This window comes from Paraburkholderia sp. SUR17 (assembly GCF_029536165.1).
Classification (GTDB): domain Bacteria; phylum Pseudomonadota; class Gammaproteobacteria; order Burkholderiales; family Burkholderiaceae; genus Paraburkholderia; species Paraburkholderia kururiensis.
Genome location: NZ_CP120508.1, coordinates 30,628 through 49,040, shown reverse-complemented (window position 1 = coordinate 49,040; position 18,413 = coordinate 30,628). Strand labels below are relative to the sequence as shown.

16 protein-coding genes and 1 tRNA gene are annotated in these 18,413 nt (G+C 65.9%); 5 read left to right on the top strand and 12 right to left on the bottom strand.

Going from position 1 to position 18,413, the window contains the following annotated elements; translation table 11 throughout:
• Window position 1: 1 nt before the first annotated feature.
• Window positions 2–1,504, bottom strand: coding sequence for an Asp-tRNA(Asn)/Glu-tRNA(Gln) amidotransferase subunit GatA (gene gatA, locus P2869_RS00235; RefSeq protein WP_126878591.1), 1,503 nt, complete (start codon window positions 1,502–1,504; stop codon window positions 2–4).
• Between the two features lie 201 nt (window positions 1,505–1,705).
• Complete coding sequence (gene gatC, locus P2869_RS00230; protein ID WP_277597137.1) at window positions 1,706–2,005, bottom strand: Asp-tRNA(Asn)/Glu-tRNA(Gln) amidotransferase subunit GatC; 300 nt, start codon at window positions 2,003–2,005, stop codon at window positions 1,706–1,708.
• Window positions 2,006–2,381: 376 nt separating this feature from the next.
• Here gatC and P2869_RS00225 point away from each other — a divergent pair, with 376 nt between their 5' ends.
• From P2869_RS00225 to rodA, 5 genes are all read left to right on the top strand, one after another.
• On the top strand, window positions 2,382–3,425 hold the full coding sequence (locus P2869_RS00225) for a rod shape-determining protein (protein ID WP_017772379.1): 1,044 nt from the start codon (window positions 2,382–2,384) through the stop codon (window positions 3,423–3,425).
• Window positions 3,426–3,545: 120 nt separating this feature from the next.
• Window positions 3,546–4,667: a rod shape-determining protein MreC gene (gene mreC / locus P2869_RS00220; protein ID WP_126878592.1), complete on the top strand. Its 1,122-nt coding sequence runs from the start codon at window positions 3,546–3,548 to the stop codon at window positions 4,665–4,667.
• On the top strand, window positions 4,664–5,176 hold the full coding sequence (gene mreD / locus P2869_RS00215) for a rod shape-determining protein MreD (RefSeq protein WP_017772377.1): 513 nt from the start codon (window positions 4,664–4,666) through the stop codon (window positions 5,174–5,176). The genes mreC and mreD overlap by 4 nt, the downstream gene beginning before the upstream one ends.
• A 58-nt stretch (window positions 5,177–5,234) precedes the next feature.
• Window positions 5,235–7,703, top strand: coding sequence for a penicillin-binding protein 2 (gene mrdA, locus P2869_RS00210; RefSeq protein WP_277597136.1), 2,469 nt, complete (start codon window positions 5,235–5,237; stop codon window positions 7,701–7,703).
• A 19-nt stretch (window positions 7,704–7,722) separates the two neighbouring features.
• Window positions 7,723–8,871, top strand: coding sequence for a rod shape-determining protein RodA (rodA, locus tag P2869_RS00205; RefSeq protein WP_026120960.1), 1,149 nt, complete (start codon window positions 7,723–7,725; stop codon window positions 8,869–8,871).
• Window positions 8,872–8,928: 57 nt separating this feature from the next.
• On the opposite strand, the gene P2869_RS00200 is transcribed toward rodA, so the two are convergent.
• From P2869_RS00200 to rsmB, 10 genes are all read right to left on the bottom strand, one after another.
• Window positions 8,929–9,573: a tetratricopeptide repeat protein gene (locus tag P2869_RS00200; protein ID WP_240659115.1), complete on the bottom strand. Its 645-nt coding sequence runs from the start codon at window positions 9,571–9,573 to the stop codon at window positions 8,929–8,931.
• Between the two features lie 47 nt (window positions 9,574–9,620).
• Complete coding sequence (locus tag P2869_RS00195) at window positions 9,621–10,403, bottom strand: aldolase/citrate lyase family protein (protein WP_126878595.1); 783 nt, start codon at window positions 10,401–10,403, stop codon at window positions 9,621–9,623.
• Between the two features lie 240 nt (window positions 10,404–10,643).
• Window positions 10,644–11,087 carry a 6-carboxytetrahydropterin synthase QueD gene (queD, locus tag P2869_RS00190; RefSeq protein WP_026120959.1) on the bottom strand — a complete coding sequence of 148 codons (444 nt, stop codon included), beginning with the start codon at window positions 11,085–11,087 and terminating at the stop codon, window positions 10,644–10,646.
• Between the two features lie 9 nt (window positions 11,088–11,096).
• Window positions 11,097–11,729: a 7-carboxy-7-deazaguanine synthase gene (queE, locus tag P2869_RS00185; protein WP_277597135.1), complete on the bottom strand. Its 633-nt coding sequence runs from the start codon at window positions 11,727–11,729 to the stop codon at window positions 11,097–11,099.
• 77 nt (window positions 11,730–11,806) lie between these two features.
• Window positions 11,807–12,538, bottom strand: coding sequence for a 7-cyano-7-deazaguanine synthase QueC (queC, locus tag P2869_RS00180; RefSeq protein ID WP_026120958.1), 732 nt, complete (start codon window positions 12,536–12,538; stop codon window positions 11,807–11,809).
• Window positions 12,539–12,968: 430 nt separating this feature from the next.
• A tRNA-Phe gene (locus P2869_RS00175) sits at window positions 12,969–13,044 on the bottom strand.
• A gap of 111 nt (window positions 13,045–13,155) precedes the next feature.
• Window positions 13,156–13,845: a response regulator transcription factor EsaR gene (gene esaR, locus P2869_RS00170; RefSeq protein WP_017772370.1), complete on the bottom strand. Its 690-nt coding sequence runs from the start codon at window positions 13,843–13,845 to the stop codon at window positions 13,156–13,158.
• The gene (locus tag P2869_RS00165) at window positions 13,846–16,269 is read right to left on the bottom strand and encodes a PAS domain-containing sensor histidine kinase (RefSeq protein ID WP_126878596.1); all 2,424 of its coding nucleotides are present in this window, start codon (window positions 16,267–16,269) and stop codon (window positions 13,846–13,848) included.
• Window positions 16,259–16,849, bottom strand: coding sequence for a DUF4390 domain-containing protein (locus tag P2869_RS00160; protein ID WP_017772368.1), 591 nt, complete (start codon window positions 16,847–16,849; stop codon window positions 16,259–16,261). Before P2869_RS00160 ends, P2869_RS00165 begins: the two co-directional genes overlap by 11 nt.
• Entirely contained in the window at window positions 16,846–18,375 is a 1,530-nt protein-coding gene (gene rsmB, locus P2869_RS00155) for a 16S rRNA (cytosine(967)-C(5))-methyltransferase RsmB (RefSeq protein WP_277597134.1), read from the bottom strand. Before rsmB ends, P2869_RS00160 begins: the two co-directional genes overlap by 4 nt.
• Between the last annotated feature and the right edge of the window lie 38 nt (window positions 18,376–18,413).

Here is an 18,413-nt window from a genome sequence, read left to right as displayed (position 1 = left end):
GTCAGATTCCTCCCGGTGCCTTGCGATGCCAGTCGGTCACGCGCTGGAACGCGTCCGCGACCTGCAGCATCCGGGCTTCGTTGAAATAGTTGCCGATGATCTGCAAGCCCACCGGACGCTGGCCGTTCGCGCCCGCGCCGAAGCCGCAGGGCACGCTCATGCCGGGCAGACCCGCGAGGCTCACCGACAGCGTGTAGATGTCCGCGAGGTACATCTGCACGGGGTCGTCGCCCTTCGCGCCGATGTCCCACGCCACCGAAGGCGCCACCGGCCCCATGATGACGTCGCACTGGCGGAACGCTTCCTGGAAGTCCTGCGCGATGATGCGGCGGATCTTCTGCGCCTGGAGATAGTAAGCGTCGTAGTAGCCGTGCGAGAGCACGTAGGTGCCCACGAGGATGCGGCGCTTCACCTCAGGGCCGAACCCTTCGGCGCGCGACTTCTTGTACATGTCGAGCAGATCGCGATATTCGGCCGCGCGGTGGCCGTAGCGCACGCCGTCGAAGCGCGACAGGTTGGACGAAGCCTCGGCCGGCGCGATCACGTAGTAGACGGGAATCGAAAGCTCGGTTTTGGGCAGCGAGACCTCGACGAGCGTTGCGCCGAGCGCCTCGTACTGGCGCAGCGCGGCGTCCACGGATGCGCGCACGTCTTCGGCAAGACCCGCGCCGAAGTACTCCTTCGGCAGGCCGATGCGCAGGCCGGCAAGCGGCTTGTTCGCAGCGGCATTGTCGGCGGCGTCGGCAGACCACGCCTTGCCGAGGTAGCGCGTGTAGTCTTCGTCGTCGCGCACGAGGCTCGTCGAATCGCGCTCGTCGAAGCCGGCCATGGCGTTGAGCAGCGTGGCGCAATCGGCGGCGCTGCGCGCCATCGGGCCAGCCTGGTCCAGCGACGAAGCGAAGGCGATCATGCCGTAGCGCGACACGCGGCCATACGTCGGCTTGATGCCCGTCACGCCCGAGAACGACGCGGGCTGACGGATGGAGCCGCCCGTGTCCGTCGCGGTGGCAGCCGGCGCGAGACGCGCGGCCACCGCCGCTGCCGAGCCGCCCGACGAACCGCCCGGCACGGCCTTCACGTCCCACGGGTTGTGCACGGCACCGAACGCGGAGTTTTCGTTGGACGAGCCCATCGCGAACTCGTCCATGTTGGTCTTGCCGACGCAGACCATGCCCGCGCGTTCCAGCCGCGCCACGACCGTGGCGTCGAACGGGCTCACGTAGTTCGCGAGCATCTTCGAGCCCGCGGTGGAGCGCCAGCCGCGCGTCACGAACACGTCCTTGTGGGCAACCGGCACACCCGTGAGCGGACCGGCGTCGCCGGCGGCAAGGCGGGCGTCGGCGGCTTTCGCTTGCGCGAGCGTGAGGTCCGGATCGACCTGCACGAAGGCGTTCAGGCCCTGCTGCGCTTCGATCCGCTTCAGATACAGCTGCGCCAGCTCCACCGCGGAACATTCCTTCGCGGCGAGCGCGGCGCGCAGTTCGGTCAAGCTTTTTTCATGCATTGCGTGGTTCCTGGAGAGCGCGGCAGCGCATCAAGGCGCTGCCGGTGGGGTGCTGGCCTGCCCGCCGGCAGGTTGCGTCCCGAATGCAAAAACGGCCAAAGAGGCGGAGCGACGGATCGGGCGGAACGCGATCACAAGGTCGCCACATGCGCCGCGGTGCCTGCGGCTCAAGGCCGCGGTATCGCCCCGCGGCCTTTGCGGTTACTCGAGCACCTTCGGCACAAGGTAGAGCCCGTCCTGCACCGCGGGGGCCACACGCTGGTATTCGTCGCGCTGCACGGCCTCGGTCACGGCGTCGTCGCGCAGACGCAGCGCAACGTCTTCGATCTGCTCGATCGGGTGCGCGAGCGGCGCAATGCCTGTGGTGTCCACCGCCTGCATCTGCTCGACGAGGCCGAAGAATTCGTTGAGCTGGGCAAGCGTGTGCTCGGCGTCGGCATCGGGTAATTCGAGCCGCGCCAGGTGCGCAATACGCTTCACATCGTTGAGGGTCAGGGACATGCGGTCACCGGAAGAGATTCAGTGGGTCGCCGCGCGCAAAAAATGGTGCCGCGACAGTGGCTTACGACGCAGGAACCGGCCCCGAAAGGACGTGCCGGCGACAGCAAAAAGTACCGTCCTTATCCTGCAAAACAGGCAAAATTATAAGGTATCATTACGCGTTCGACCCAAACCCGGACCGCCCTGCGCCCTTTCCCGAACGACCTGCGTCACACCGCAGCGGGATCGCAGGAAGCCGGGCAAGCCTCCGGTAGACATCCCCGCAGCTTCGTGCTCCCCATGGCGGCGCATCCGCCGACGCGAAGCTGTTTAATTATCCGCTGCCGCCCTCCACCTTTGCGATGCGAGGCACGGCCCCAGCGAGACAGGATTTTGAATGTTCGGTTTTTTGCGCAGCTACTTCTCCAACGATCTGGCGATTGACCTCGGCACTGCCAACACGCTCATCTACATGCGTGGTAAAGGAATCGTCCTCGACGAACCCTCGGTCGTCTCTATCCGCCAGGAAGGCGGTCCCAACGGCAAGAAAACCATCCAGGCAGTGGGCCGCGAAGCCAAGCAGATGCTCGGCAAGGTGCCGGGCAACATCGAAGCCATCCGGCCGATGAAAGACGGCGTGATCGCCGACTTCACCGTGACCGAGCAGATGATCAAGCAGTTCATCAAGACGGCTCACGAATCGCGCATGTTCTCGCCGTCGCCGCGCATCATCATCTGCGTGCCGTGCGGTTCCACCCAGGTGGAACGCCGCGCCATCAAGGAAGCGGCTCACGGCGCAGGCGCCTCGCAGGTCTACCTGATCGAAGAACCGATGGCGGCTGCCATCGGCGCGGGCCTGCCGGTGTCGGAAGCCACGGGTTCGATGGTCGTGGACATTGGCGGCGGCACCACGGAAGTGGGCGTCATCTCGCTGGGCGGCATCGTCTACAAGGGCTCCGTGCGCGTGGGCGGCGACAAGTTCGACGAAGCCATCGTCAACTACATCCGCCGCAACTACGGCATGCTGATCGGCGAACAGACCGCCGAAGCCATCAAGAAGGAAATCGGTTCGGCCTTCCCCGGCTCCGAAGTCAAGGAAATGGAAGTGAAGGGCCGCAACCTCTCGGAAGGCATTCCGCGCAGCTTCACCATCTCCAGCAACGAAATTCTCGAGGCGCTCACCGATCCGCTGAACCAGATCGTGTCGTCGGTGAAGATCGCGCTCGAACAGACGCCGCCCGAACTGGGCGCGGACATCGCCGAGCGCGGCATGATGCTGACGGGCGGCGGCGCCCTGCTGCGCGACCTGGACCGGCTGCTCGCCGAAGAAACCGGCCTGCCGGTGCTCGTGGCCGAAGACCCGCTCACCTGCGTGGTGCGCGGCTCGGGCATGGCCCTCGAGCGCATGGACAAGCTCGGCAGCATCTTCTCGTACGAGTGAAGCGGGGCTCCTGTCTGATGCCAGCGGCGCGGCTCGTCCGGGTTCCCCGGGCCGCCGCCCGCTGATGGCGCACTTCAGCGCCGCTGTTACGCCCAACCGCTCACGCCCCCGGCGCCGACCATGGAATACAGTCCGCCGCCCCTCTTCAAGCAAGGCCCGTCGGCTCTCGTACGGCTGATCTTTTTCGTCGTACTTTCGCTCGTGCTGCTCGTCTCCGACGCGCGGTTCAACACGCTGGAAATCGTGCGCGGCATTCTTGGTGCGGGCCTTTATCCGCTGCAGCGCGCAGCGCTCGTGCCGCGCGACCTCTTCATGGGCGCGGCGGATCTCGCCGTCACCAGCTCGCAATTGCGCAGCGAAAACACCCAGCTTCACGCGAAGAATCTGAAGCTCGCGCAAGAGGCCAATCTTGCCGCCTCGCTCAGCGTGGAAAACGCGCACCTGCGCGCGCTGCTACAGCTTTCGCAGCACGCCAGCACGCAGTCGATCCCGGTCGAAATCCAGTACGACACTGCCGATCCGTTCACGCAGAAGATCGTGATCGGCAGCGGCTCGCAGCAAGGCATTCACAACGGCGCACCCGTCGTCAGCGAAGACGGCGTGGTGGGCCAGGTGACCCGCGTATTCCCGCTGCAATCCGAAGTCTCGCTGCTCACCGACAAGGACCAGGCCGTGCCCGTGCAGGTGCTGCGCACCGGCCTGCGCAGCGTGATCTACGGCACGCCGAAGGGCGACGCGCTCGATCTGCGTTTCGTGCCCATCAGCGCAGACGTGGTGGTCGGCGACGAACTCGTGACGAGCGGGCTCGACGGCGTCTATCCGCCAGGGCTGCCGGTCGCCAGGGTGATCCGCGTGGACAAGCAGGCCGACACCGCGTTTGCCCGCGTGATCTGCGTGCCGGTGGCCGCCGTGCGCGGCGCGCGCCAGATGCTCGTGCTGCGCTATCAGACCGACGCGCCGCCACGTCCCGCGGAACCCGAGCCGGCGTCCGCAGCAAAAGATGCGAAGGCGAAGAAAGGCGCCAAGGGTACCGATAAGGGCGCGTCCAAGGGCGCCGATAAGGGCACCGAGAAGCCGGACAGCAAAGCCGCCACCACGGGCAAGGCAGCAGACGCAAAAGCACCGCCCGCCGAAACGAAACCGAAAGCCGCCGAAGCAAAAGCACCCGCCGCTGCCGCCGGCAAGCCGGCTACGGCCCGTGCGGCCAGCCAGCCGCGCGCGGCGCAGGGGAGCAAGCCATGAACCGCCCCCAATACATCCTGCAGCCGGTCAATCCGTACTTCATCGTCTTCAGCCTCGCCGCGGCGTTCCTGCTGAACCTGATGCCGTGGGGCAAGCTGATCGGCGTGCCCGACTTCGTCGCGCTCGTGCTGCTGTTCTGGAACGTGCACCAGCCCCGCAAGGTGGGCATGGGCACCGCATTCCTGCTCGGCCTGCTCATGGACGTGCACAATGCGAGCCTGCTCGGCGAGCACGCGCTCGCCTACACGTTGCTCTCGTACGGCGCGATCACGATTCATCGCCGCGTGCTGTGGGTCTCGCCGCTCTGGCAGATGCTCGCCGTGATGCCGCTCCTCGTCGGCGCGCAGGTGGTGCCATTCATCATTCGCCTGTTGATGGGCGCGGCCTTTCCCGGCTGGGGCTATTTGATCGACGGCTTCGTGGAAGCCGCGCTGTGGCCGCTCGCCAGCATCCTGCTGCTGATGCCGCAGCGCCGTCCGGTAGACCCGGACGACACGCGGCCCATCTAGGCAGGCCACACCGCTTTCTGGGTCGCGATCTCCTCCCGCGCGGCCCTTTGGTTTACGCATGACCGAATTCAAGGACACCCAGCAGCAACTCTTCAGGTTCCGCCTGCGCGTGACGGCGGCGGGCCTGTTCGTGTTCGTCTGTTTCGGGCTCATCGTGCTGCGGTTCCTGTACCTGCAGGTCTGGCACCACAGCAAGTATTCGCTGCAGGCCGACGAGAACCGCATTTCGGTTGCGCCCATCGTGCCGAACCGCGGCATCATCACCGACCGCAACGGCGTGGTGCTCGCGAAGAACTACTCGGCGTACACGCTCGAAATCACACCGTCCAAGCTCAACGACACGCTGGACAACGTGATCGACCAGCTCTCCACGGTCATCACGATCGACGCGCGCGACCGGCGCCGCTTCAAAAAGCTGCTGGAAGACTCGAAGCACTTCGAAAGCCTGCCCATCCGCACCCGCCTCACCGACGAGGAAGTGGCGCGCTTCACCGCGCAGCGCTTCCGCTTTCCGGGCGTCGAAGTGCGCGCGCGCCTGTTCCGCCAATATCCGCTCGGCCCCACGGCGGCGCACGTGATCGGCTACATCGGCCGGATCTCGCAGCGCGACCAGGAGCGCATCGACGACCAGAGCGAGCAGAACAACAGCGACCCCGAGCACTACGACCCGCGCCTTGACGCGAACAACTACAAGGGCACTGACTACATCGGCAAGATCGGTGTCGAAGAGAGCTACGAAACCGAACTGCATGGGCTGACAGGCTTCGAGGAAGTCGAGGTGACGGCGGGCGGGCGGCCCGTGCGCACGCTCTCGCGCACGCAGGCGACGCCTGGCAACAACCTCGTGCTCTCGCTCGACATTGGGCTGCAGGAAGTGGCCGAGCAAGCGTTCGCGGGCAAACGCGGCGCGCTGGTGGCCATCGAGCCTTCCACGGGTGATGTGCTCGCGTTCGTTTCGGCGCCGAGCTTCGATCCGAACTCTTTCGTGGACGGCATCGACCAGCAGACCTGGGACGAACTCAACAACTCGCCCGATCACCCGCTCCTGAACCGTCCGCTGCACGGCACCTACCCGCCGGGCTCCACGTACAAGCCGTTCATGGCGCTCGCCGCGCTCACGCTGCACAAACGCACGCCGCAGTGGGGCTTCCAGGATCCCGGCTACTACACGTTCGGCAACCACACGTTCCGCAACGACGTGCGCAGCGGCCAGGGCTGGGTGGACATGAACCGCGCGATCATGGTGTCGAACGACACCTATTTCTACATGGTCGCGCACGACCTGGGCGTCAACGCGATCGCCGACTTCATGAAGCCGTGGGGCTTCGGCCAGATCACGGGTATCGATATTCCGGGCGAAGCGCGCGGCATCCTGCCCTCCACCGAGTGGAAGAGAAAGGCGTACCGCAAGCCGGAAATGCAGCGCTGGTACGAGGGTGAAACGATCAGCCTCGGCATCGGCCAGGGCTACAACTCGTTCACGATCCTGCAACTCGCGCACGCGGTCGCCACGCTCGCCGACAACGGCGTGGTAATGAAGCCCCACCTCGTGAAGGAAATCGAAAACCCCATCACGCACGACACGCATCTCACCGTGCCGCACGAAAGCGGGCGCATCGACGTGAAGCAGTCGGACATCGACGTCGTGAAGCGCGGCATGGAAAACGTGATGATGAATCCGTCCGGCACGGCGTACAAAGTCTTCGCGAACGCGCCGTACGAGTCGGCCGGCAAGACGGGCACGGCGCAGGTGTTCTCGCTCCAGGGCAGCAACTATCGGGCGCACGGGCTTTCAGAAAAGCTGCGCGACCACGCGCTCTTCATCGCGTTCGCGCCGGTGGACCATCCGAAGATCGCGCTCGCGCTGATCGTGGAAAACGGCGGCTGGGGCGCGGAATCGGCCGCGCCGATTGCCCGCCGCGTCATGGACTACTACCTGGTGGACCGCAAGAAACCCGGCATGCAAGCCGCCGAGGTGGCCGCGGCGGCGTCCGCGGCACAGGAAAGCTCGGCACCCGCGATTGGGGATACGGCGACGTCGGCGGTGGGCGCCGTTGGGCCCATCGCTATCGCGCCCGGCTTCAAGGCGCTGCCGATGCCGGTGACGGCGCAGGAAAAAGCGGCCTCTGAGGCGCTGGGCGCGTCGGGGGCGGTCGGTGCGTCGTCCGCTGCTTTGGGCGCATCTTCGGCTACAGCTTCCGGCACGGCGTCAGTTGCGTCGCCCGCTATGTCCTCACCCGCTACAGCGTCGCCAGGTGCCGTGCCGCGCGCGGGGACAGCCATGCCCACCGCCCGCCCAGTTGTACCTCGCGGGGCGAGTACCCCGGGCGCGGCGTCGGTGCCAGACACTCAGGCCCCGGCCACCCGGGCCGAAGCACCGCGCCGCACCGGACCGCGCCCCTCGCGCCGCGGCGCAGGCGACACCGCCTCCGCCGTGCTCGCACCGCCGCCTGGCCGCGAGACCGGCGACGCAGCAGACCACACCGTCGTGCCACCCGCGCCCGCCACCGGCGGCATCGACGAGTAAGGAGAGCAGCATGCAGTTCATGCAAATCGACAAGCACGCCGTGCTCGACCGCATCAAGCGGATGTTCGCGGGCTTCGACCGTCCGCTCGCGCTTACTGTCTTCCTGCTGCTGTGCGTGGGCATCGTCACGCTGTACAGCGCGAGTCTGGACGTGCCGGGCCGCGTGGAAGACCAGCTTCGCAACATCCTGTTGACCTTCGTGCTGATGTGGGCGCTCGCCAATGTGCCCCCCACTACGCTGATGCGCTTCGCGGTGCCGCTTTACACCGTGGGCATTGCGCTGCTGGTCGGCGTCGCGATGTTCGGTCTCACGCGCAAGGGCGCGAAGCGCTGGATCAACGTCGGCGTGGTGATCCAGCCGTCGGAGATTCTCAAGATCGCCGTTCCGCTCATGCTGGCCTGGTACTTCCAGCGTCGCGAGGGCGTGATCCGCTGGTACGACTACGTGGTGGGCTTCGTGATTCTCGGGCTGCCGGTCGCGCTGATCGCCAAGCAGCCTGATCTGGGCACCGCCGTGCTCGTGTTCGCCGCGGGCTTTTTCGTGATCTATTTCGCGGGGCTCAGCTTCAAGCTGATCGTGCCCGTGCTGATTGCGGGCGTGATTGCGGTGGGGTCGATTGCGGTCTTCCAGGATCGCATCTGCCAGCCCGAGGTCAACTGGCCCTTGATGCACGACTACCAGAAGCACCGCATCTGCACGCTGCTCGACCCCACGTCAGACCCGCTCGGTAAAGGCTTTCACACTATTCAGGCGGTGATCGCGATCGGCTCGGGCGGACCGCTCGGCAAGGGCTGGCTCAAGGGCACGCAGGCGCATCTGGAGTTCATCCCCGAAAAGCATACCGACTTCATCTTCGCCGTCTTTTCCGAGGAATTCGGGCTGATGGGCGGCATCGTGCTGCTCACCCTCTACATGGCGCTCATTGCGCGCGGGCTCTACATCGCCGCGAACGGCGCGACGCTGTTCGGGCGGCTGCTCGCGGGGTCGCTCACGATGGCGTTCTTCACCTACGCGTTCGTCAACATCGGCATGGTGAGCGGCATCTTGCCGGTGGTCGGCGTGCCGCTGCCCTTCATGAGCTACGGCGGCACCGCGCTCACGACACTCGGCATCGCGATCGGACTCATCATGAGCGTCGCGCGGCAAAAACGGCTGATGCAGAGCTAGGTAGCGCTGCGCGGGCGGCCATCGCGCGGTGCCGCAACGCAGCGCACGGCTGATTTCTTATTGCGTCGGCGCGGCCTTCTGAATCTGCGCACTCAACTGCTGGTACTTGAGGCGCGCCGCCGGATCGCCCTGCGCCGCAGCCGCCGCGTAATAGGCGCGCGCCACGTTCAGGTTCTTTGCCACGCCGTCGCCGCCACGTTCGTAAAAGGAGCCGGCCACGTATTGCGCGGTCATGTCGCCGCCCTCGGCGGCCTTCTTGTACCAGTAGAACGCCTGGCGGTTGTCGCGCGAGGTGCCGCGACCGTCCAGGAACTGATTGGCGAGCGCGAGTTCCGCCTGCACATGGCCCTGTTGCGCCGCCTTCAGAAACCACTGATGCGCCTCAGCCGGATCGCGGCCGACGAAGTCGCCGTCGTCGTACATCTTCCCGTAGACATACTGCGCGTGCGACATGTTGGCGTCCGCGGCCTTGCGCAGCCACTTCTTGCCCTCGTCGACGTTGGCGGCCGTGCCCTCGCCGTTGAGCAGCATCATCGCGTAATTGAATTCGGCGAGCCGGTTGCCGCGCTGCGCCGCCTGACGGAATTCCACAAGCGCCGCGCCGACGTTTCCGGCGTTGTAGTCCGCCACCGCCGATTCAGTCTGGGGATCGCTCTTGCCGCCACCTTGCTGCTGCGCGAGCGCCAAGGCTGGGCCACCCATAAAGAGCCCGCCCGCCGCCGCGAGCGCAGCGATTAGCCGACGCGTTTTCATGACCGTACCTCCTGCAACGCCTGGCGCGTTGCCCGCAACATCCACATGACGTCCGCAGCGAGCGCGATGAAGTTGAAGCCCGCTTCGCGGTACTGACGCGCACTGGCCACGTCCAGTGCAAAAATGCCCGCCGCGATACCCGCCGCACGCGCCGCCGCAACCACCTTCGCCATGGCGGCCTGCACATCGGGATGCTTCGAGTCGCCCAGATGGCCAAGGCTCGCAGCCAGATCCGCCGGTCCGACGAACACGCAGTCCACGCCCGGCGTGGCCGCAATGCGTTCCACCTCTTGCAAGCCCTGCGCCGACTCGATCTGCACGATGGTCGCGATCTGCGCGTTGGCCGTCTGAAGATAGTCGCGCCGCATGCCATAGGCCGCCGCGCGCACGACGCCAGCCACACCGCGCAGACCATCGGGCGTGCTCTGCGACGGATATTGCGTGAGCCGAACGGCATGCGCCGCCTGGTCGGCCGATTCGACGTTCGGGAACATCACGGTGCGCGCGCCGACATCCAGTACGCGCTTGACAAGCCACGGCTCGTTGGCCGGCAGGCGCACCACCGGTTCGCTCGGCAGATGTGCCGCGGCGATCGCCCGCAGCTGGGCGGTCACGTCGACGCTGTCGTTGGGCGTGTGTTCCATGTCGATCAGCAGCCAGTCGAAGCCCGCGTGCGCGAGCGCCTCGGCTGCCGTTTCACTGCCCATGGAAAGCCACAGACCGTACAACGGCCCGGCCTCCTTGAGCCGCTCTTTGAGGGGATTCGTGAAGGTGCTCATCGCCGCGCTCCTTGCGAAAGAGCGACGGCGCCGGCTGGCGGATGCCGTTCAGCCAGGCTGCGCGCGCCGCATGGACGCGTGTCGCGCGTGTGCGCGTGTGGCTGAACGCCTTGGGAAATTGCGGCCGGCACGTCTCGCTCCATGTGATTGTGGAGCGATCATACCGTGACAATAACGGGCACGCGTTGGGGCGGGTCAGCTCCCGCCGGAGGCCCGAATCGCGGGTCTCGCCGGCTCCGACTAGTCGCGGGTCACTTCCGCCCAGCAATTCGGCGTTTCGTAGAGACGCACGCGCGCCAGACGCAGATTCACGCCGTAGTGGGCGTCGTAGACGTTCGACAGGATGTCGAACGCGATGGCCGCGAGGTTTTCGACCGTGGGAATGCGGTCCAGCACCACGGTCTTGTGGCCGGGCAGCGAGTCGAGGAAACCGCGCACCTGCGTGTCGCCCTCGAAGACGAGGAATGCATGGTCCCAGCGGTCCACCAGATGCTGGTTCGCGAGCGCCTTCACGTCCGCGAAGTCCATCACCATGCCGCGATCCGGCGCGCCTTCCGTCTCCACCAGATCGCCCTGCAGCGTGATTTCGAGCACATAGCGATGGCCGTGCAGATTGCGGCACTGGCTGCGGTGGTCGGGAATGCGGTGGCCCGCATCGAATTCGAGTTTTCGGGTAATCGTCAGCACGGCGGATCAGGGAATGTTCAGGTACTTGTGAGTCTGCATGGAGAGCCGCCAGCGCGGATGCCGTTTGCACCAGTCGATGGCGAGCTTCGTGTTGATGTCGCGCGAGGAGCCGTCCATGGGCTGCACGAGAAAGTAATCGAAGTCGAGCTTCTCGTAGTCGGCGAGGCGCTGGTTGTCCTGCGGCACGACAACCTTCAGCTCGTTGCCCTTCGTCACGACGAGCGGCGCGTCGGCCTTCGGGCTCACGCAGATCCAGTCGATCGTGTCGAGCACCGGCAGCGAGCCGTTCGTTTCGATGGCGATCTGGAAGCCCGCTTCGTGCAGCGCATCGACGAACGGCTGGTCAATCTGCAGCATCGGCTCGCCGCCCGTGCAGACGACGAAGCGGTGCGCTTCGCCTTCCGGCCACAGCGACGCGATTTTCGCGACGAGGTCGGCGGCGTCGCGATACTTGCCGCCGTTCTCGCCGTCGGTGCCAACGAAGTCGGTATCGCAGAAACGGCACACGGCTTCGCTGCGATCCTCCTCGCGCCCGGACCACAGGTTGCAGCCGGCGAACCGGCAGAACACGGCCGGACGGCCGGCGTTCGCGCCCTCGCCCTGCAACGTATAGAAGATTTCCTTGACCGCGTACGTCATGCTGCTTTCTGTCTGTGTTCGTCCTGGCGTGGGATCACGCCTTCGATTTGCGTCGCCGCTGCGTGTGCGGCACAGGCTCACACGGGCGAAGTCACCTTCTCGCCGGCGAGCCACGCCTCGTATCCGCGTTTGCGCAGCCGGCATGCCGGGCATTCGCCGCAGCCAAAGCCCCAGCTATGCAGTTCCGCCCGTTCGCCGACGTAGCACGTGTGCGTTTCCACGCGAATCAGTTCCACGAGCGCATCGCCGCCCAGCTCATGCGCAAGCCGCCACGTATCGGCCTTGTCGAGCCACATGAGCGGCGTTTCCAGCACGAAGCGGCTGTCCATGCCGAGATTGAGCGCCACCTGCAACGCCTTCATGGTGTCGTCGCGGCAATCCGGGTAGCCCGAGAAATCCGTTTCGCACATTCCGCCGACCAGCACCTGCAATCCACGCCGGTACGCAATCGCCGCCGCGATCGTCATGAACATGAGGTTACGGCCCGGCACGAACGTGTTCGGCAGCCCGTTCGCGGAGGCTTCGATCTCGATCTCGCGCGTCATCGCGGTTTCGCTGATCGCGCCGAGCACTGACAGGTCGATCATGTGATCGTCGCCCAGGCGAGCGCCCCAAGCCGGAAACTGCTGGGCAATCGCGTTGCGGAAGCTCTCGCGGCACTCCAGTTCGATGCGGTGCCGCTGGCCGTAGTCGAAGCCCAGCGTTTCTACCGTCTCAAAGCGGTCGAGCGCCCATGCAAGGCAAGTGGCCGAGTCCTGGCCGCCCGAAAACAGCACAAGCGCGCTGTTTTTAGCGTCTGTTCGAGTCACCGTGAAGCTCCGTGTATTGAGTGGGGGCGCCGCGCTCGCCTCGTGTGCACCCTACGTGCGACGAAGCAGCGCGAAGCGGCAGTGCCGCGGCCCGGGCAGTATAGGTCGCGCCATCTGCTGCAGGGCGCGCACGCGCTTATACCGCCAATCGTCAGAATCTGTCGCCCCGGCGCACGGGCCGGACAGCGGGTTCGGCCTGCTGCACACTCGTGCCGTTGCTGGAACGGCGGGCCTTGATCGGAACTCGCGAACGGGGCAATCGACGCATGGCGATTGGCGCTTCCGTCTTGCCGCTTCGGTCGCGATGTAGCGCGTTATATTATCACGCGCCCCATACCGCCACCGGCGAGCCGACCGGGCCTACCCGCCTGGACACTGGCCAAAACGAAAGCCCCAGGAATCTGACGATTTCCTGGGGCTTACTTAATTCTGGTGGCCTGGGGCGGAATCGAACCACCGACACGCGGATTTTCAATCCGCTGCTCTACCAACTGAGCTACCGGGCCAACGAAGAAGCGAGAGTATAGCAAAGCACTACGCCCACCTCAAGCCCTCGTCCGAAAATTTCCGGGCCCACTGCTGCCGGGCTTCGAGCCGCCCGACGCACATCGCGCCGTTCATTCCCCCTTGTTCTTGCCGAGGTCGACGCCCAGCTGCTTGAGCTTACGGTACAGGTGCGTACGTTCGAGGCCGGTTTTTTCCGCCACGCGCGTCATGCTGCCGTTCTCGCGCGCAAGGTGGTACTCGAAATACGCGCGCTCGAACGCGTCGCGTGCGTCGCGCAACGGAATGTCGAACGAAATCGAGGCGGTTTGCAGCGCGGCCGCACCGGTCGTCACGCCATCTGCGGAGAGAATGGGTAGCGCCGCAGCCGACGCAATCGCCGTCGTTCCCGCCGACGCAGGCGGCTTGGCCGCCGCGCCCGCCGCTACCGGCGCCGCCGTGCCGCGCGCAAGTCCCTGCTCCACCGCCTTCAGCAGCTTTTGCAGCGCGATCGGCTTTTCGAGGAAATTAAGCGCGCCGATCTTCGTAGCCTCGACGGCGGTGTCGATGGTCGCGTGCCCCGACATCATGATCACCGGCATGGTGAGCTGCCCCTGGGCCGCCCACTCCTTCAACAGCGTGACGCCATCGGTGTCCGGCATCCAGATGTCGAGCAGCACGAGATCGGGCGCCTGACGCAGGCGAAAGTCGCGCGCTTCCTGTGCGTTTTCCGCCACCTCGACGACGTGTCCCTCGTCGCTCAGGATCTCCGAGAGCAATTCCCGGATACCCATTTCGTCATCTACCACCAGGATGGTTGCCATTTAAGCTGCCCTTGTCTGCACTGTTGCTTTTGTCGTTCCCTGTGAGGCCGCGCGGGCCGTCTTCTCCCCTGTGCTGGGGGCGGCGGCATCGTCCGCGAGCTGGAGAAAGAGAATCGAAATCTGGGCGCCCTCGACCACGTCGCCCGCTCTCAGCCGGTTGCGAATGTCGATGCGCGCGCCGTGTTCGTCGACGATCTTCTTGACCATCGCGAGTCCCAGCCCTGTCCCTTTGGCCTTGGTCGTCACGTAAGGTTCGAATGCGCGCGTCAGGATGCGCGCGGGAAAGCCGGGCCCGTTGTCAGAAACGGTCAGGCGCACCGCGACGCGCGTCTTACCTTCGGCGTCGGGATCGCCATATTCTACTGTTCTCGTTTCGAGCAGCACACGCGGCTGCTCGACATCCGCCACCGCGTCCTGTGCATTCTGCAGCAGGTTATGGATCACCTGGCGCAGCTGCGTCGCGTCGCCGCGAATCACGGGCAGCGCGGCAAGCTCGACGTGAATCGCGCTCTTGCCTTCCTCGATGCCGTAGAGCGTGAGCACTTCGCTCACCAGATCGTTGAGCTGAAGGTTCGCGAGCACGGCGGGCGGCGTGCGAGCGTAGTCGCGGAAGTTGTCGACCATCTGCTTCATCGCCGCGACCTGGTTGACGATGGTCGTGGCACCGCGCTTGAGCACGTCGGCGTCGGCGGGCGCGAGCTTGTCGGAGAGCTTCATCTGCAGGCGCTCGGCCGAAAGCTGGATGGGCGTGAGCGGGTTCTTGATCTCGTGCGCAAGACGCCGCGCCACTTCGCCCCAAGCGACGGAACGCTGCGCGGAAATCACGTCGGAGATGTCGTCGAACACCACCACGTAGCCTGCCGTCTGCACGTTGCCATTGGCGTCGATCGCGTCGCCGGCCGCCGTTTCGGACACGAGCCGCGCGCCGCGCACGAGCAGCGTGAGCGGATCGGTCTCGCCCGGCACCTGCACCGAAAACTGCTGCTGCCAGTGTCCGCGATCGGCGTGGCCATCGCCCGCGGCTTCGCGATCGGCAAAGGCTTTGCGCACCATCGCGCCGAACTCGGCCAGCACGCCGATGCGCTCGAGCGAAGAGCCCAGCATCGCCTGGAACGGCTGGCGGAAGATACGCTCGGCGCCGGGATTCGCCGTGGTCAGGCGGAACTGCCGGTCGAACACGAACACGCCCGCCGTCAGGTTGGCGAGAATGCTTTCGAGATACGCCTTCGAATGCTCGAGCGCGATGCGGTTCTTTTCCACCGCGGCGCGCGCTTCGGAAAGCTGCCGCGTCATCGCGTTGAACGACTGCGTGAGGAAGCCCAGCTCGTCGCGCGACTTGACCTCGCGCTTGGGCGTGTAGTCGCCTTCGGTCACTTCCTTCGTGCCTTGCGCGAGCAGGAAGAGCGGACGCGCAAGCTGGTTGCCGAGCGCAAGCGCAATCATCATCGCGATGAAGGTGGCGAGGAAGAGCGCGAGCGTGAGCGTGCCGATATACATCTTGCGCAAGCCCGTCCGGCCGAGCGCCTTCTCCTGATATTCGCGGTAGGCGCGCTGCACGGCATCCGCGTTGCGCGCGAGCGTGGGCGGGACCGGCTGCGTGAGTTGCAGGAAGCGTTCGGTGGGCTGCAGCAGCGACGCGTTGGTGTCCGGAATGCGCTGAACCACGCGCAGCCGCAACGCGCCCTTGCTGCCGTGCTCGCGCGGATCGCCGTCCACTTCGCCTTCGATCGCAGCGAAGCCGCGGCCGCGCGCCTGGTCGATCATCAGCGGCGTGGGCAGATCGGTGGGCACGAGCGACGAGAGATTGCCCGACGCCTGTGCCACCACGTGCATCTCGGGCGTGGCGCCCGACATGCTGCGCACGGGCTCGACGATGGTCGCGTCCTGCACGCTGAACTGGTCACGCAGACGCAGCAGCGTGAGCGTGGTGCCGGCCGCGTCGGCGCTCGCAAGCTGCTCGGCCATGAGACGGCCCTTCGTCTGCAGATCCGAGAGCGACGCGTCGAGCATGCCGCGCCCGAGGTTGAGGCCCGACGTGAGCGCGGTTTCGACATTGACGTCGAACCACGACTCGATGCTGCGCGAAACGAACTGATACGACACCACGTAGATGATGCCGCCCGGCACGACGCCCACCAGCGCGAAAAAGAACGCCAGCTTGGCGAGCAGCCGCGTGCCGAATTTGCCCTTCCTGAGCCGCGACACGATCACGACCACGAGGGCCGTCACCACGAGCATGAAGATCAGCGCGACGGCGATGTTGGCCGCGTAGAGCCACGAGTAGTACCGGTCAAAGAACTCCGTGTTGGCGCTCGCCGCCGCCAGCAGCACGAGCAGCAGCACGGCCGTGACAGCGACCGTCAGGACAAGCAGCCTGACGACGACGCTACTGACACTGGTGGCGCGGCGCACTCTATTTAGCACGATCGCTCACCGTGAAAGTGAAGCGCTTCCAGTCGGAAGCGAGATTCCAGTCGCGGTTGTTCACCGCGTCGATCTGAAACGGCTTGGGCATCAACGCAATGTCGAGCTGCATGCGCACGGACGCGTTGTAGGTCTCGTCCGCGTGGACCTGATTGCGGTCGATCACGTGCCACGACGTAACGTGCTTGATCACCGCAAGCGCCTCCTTCAGCGACGAAAAACCGAGTTGCAGGCCGCCGCTCGACACGCGGTATTCGCGTGTGAGCGGCTGAAACGACAGGCGGATGCTCTGCGAGACGCTCACCGGCTGCTCGTCGAACCAGTACCAGCGCGGCCGGCTCAGTTCGAAATCGGTCGTGAAGTAGAGCGGAATGCCCTTGTTGACGGCATCTTCGAGGCTGCTGTTGAGCTCGAAATCGAAACGCGCGTCGAGGCTCCAGCCGTTGTTGTCCGCCTGAAGCGACGCACGCTGGACGGCGATCTGATCGGCGCGCGCGGGCCCGGCTGCGGTCAGGCAGACGGTCAGCGTGATCCACAGCACGACCGCGAGCCGGAGCGGAAAGAAGCGTTTGATGGTCACCGTTTCTGAAAGCGCGCGTAGAAGAATCCGTCGTGATTCGCGTTGTGCTCTGAAACCGCGGCGGCGCGGCTGGCCTCTGCGGCGGTGCCGGAACCGCCCCGCGCCTCTGCGGACGCGCGATGAGCGGTGGGCAGCAGCTGCCCGGGCGCGTCCAATCGTACCGCATCCTGGTGGAAGCTTTCAAACCAGCGTGCCTGCAGCTCGCCCTCCTCGGGAAAGATCGAGCAGGTGACGTAGAGCAGCTCGCCGCCCGTTTTCACGAGCGGCCACAACGCTTGCAGAATGCGGCGCTGTTCGGCGACGAGGGCCTCGATGTCCGAGGCGCGGCGCAGCCACCGAATGTCGGGATGCCGCCGCACGATGCCCGAAGCGGAGCACGGCACGTCGGCGAGAATGCGATCGAACGGCTGGCCGTCGTGCCATTGCGACGGCTCGCCGGCATCGCCCACACGAATGTCGGCATCGAGCCCCAAGCGTTGCAGGTTTTCCGCGATACGGGGCGCGCGTGCAGGGTCGCTTTCGAGCGCAACGAGGTCGATGTCAGCGAGTTCCAGCAGATGACCGGTCTTGCCGCCCGGCGCCGCGCAGGCATCGAGCACGCGCATGCCGTCGTGCACGTCGAGCGAACGCGCGGCCAGCTGGGCGCCGGCATCCTGCACGGAGACGACGCCGCTCGCAAAGCCGGGAATGCGATCGACTGGCGTAGGCACGGCGAGCGTCACCGCCTGCTCGCCGGATTGCGTCGCGTCGATGTGCTGCTCGCGCAGCAGGGCCAGATAGTCGTCCACGCTCGACCGACGCGTGTTCACACGCAACGTGAGCGGGCCGTGGTCATTGCCGGCCGCGAGAATGTCTTGCCACGCGTCGGGCCACGCGCGGCGCGTGGCATCGATCCACCATTGCGGATAGTTCCAGCGTGCGACTTCGTCCTGACGCACCTGCGCGAGCAGCGTGTCGCGCTCACGCAGGAACCCGCGCAGCACGGCGTTCACGAGCCCCTTCGCAAAGTTGACTTCGCGGCGCGCGCCGACTGCATTCACGGCCTGGTCCACGACGGTGAAGGTGGCGTACGAAGGCGGCTCGTTTTCGTCGCAGAGCAGCGCCAGCGCGCACGCCAGCATGTTCGTAACGTGTGCGGGCGGCGCCTTGTGGACGCGCAACGCGATCACGCGATCGACTGTCGCGAGGCACCGCATGGTGCGATAGGCGATGTCTTGCGTCGCGCCGCGCGCGAGGCTCACGGCAGAAGCGGGTAGCGAGCCGGATACGGCGGCAAGCGCGGCGGGAAGCGCCGCGCCGCCACGTACTGCGGTCACGGCCTGGGCGGCGCAGTCGAGTGCGAAACCCAACGAATCGGGAGCGAGGTGCAGAGCGGACAGACGCAGCTCGCGATGTTGCGGGGACCGACCGGATTGCGGCGCGTGCGCGCGGCGTGCCGGATGGCCCTGGCCCGATTGCGTGGGTCTTGAAGGACGCGAACGCGCCTTGTGATCAGCGGGGGGGCGCCGGGAAGGTTTGGATGTCATGAAAAACGAGGGCGGCCACGCAATGCACGGTGTGCAAA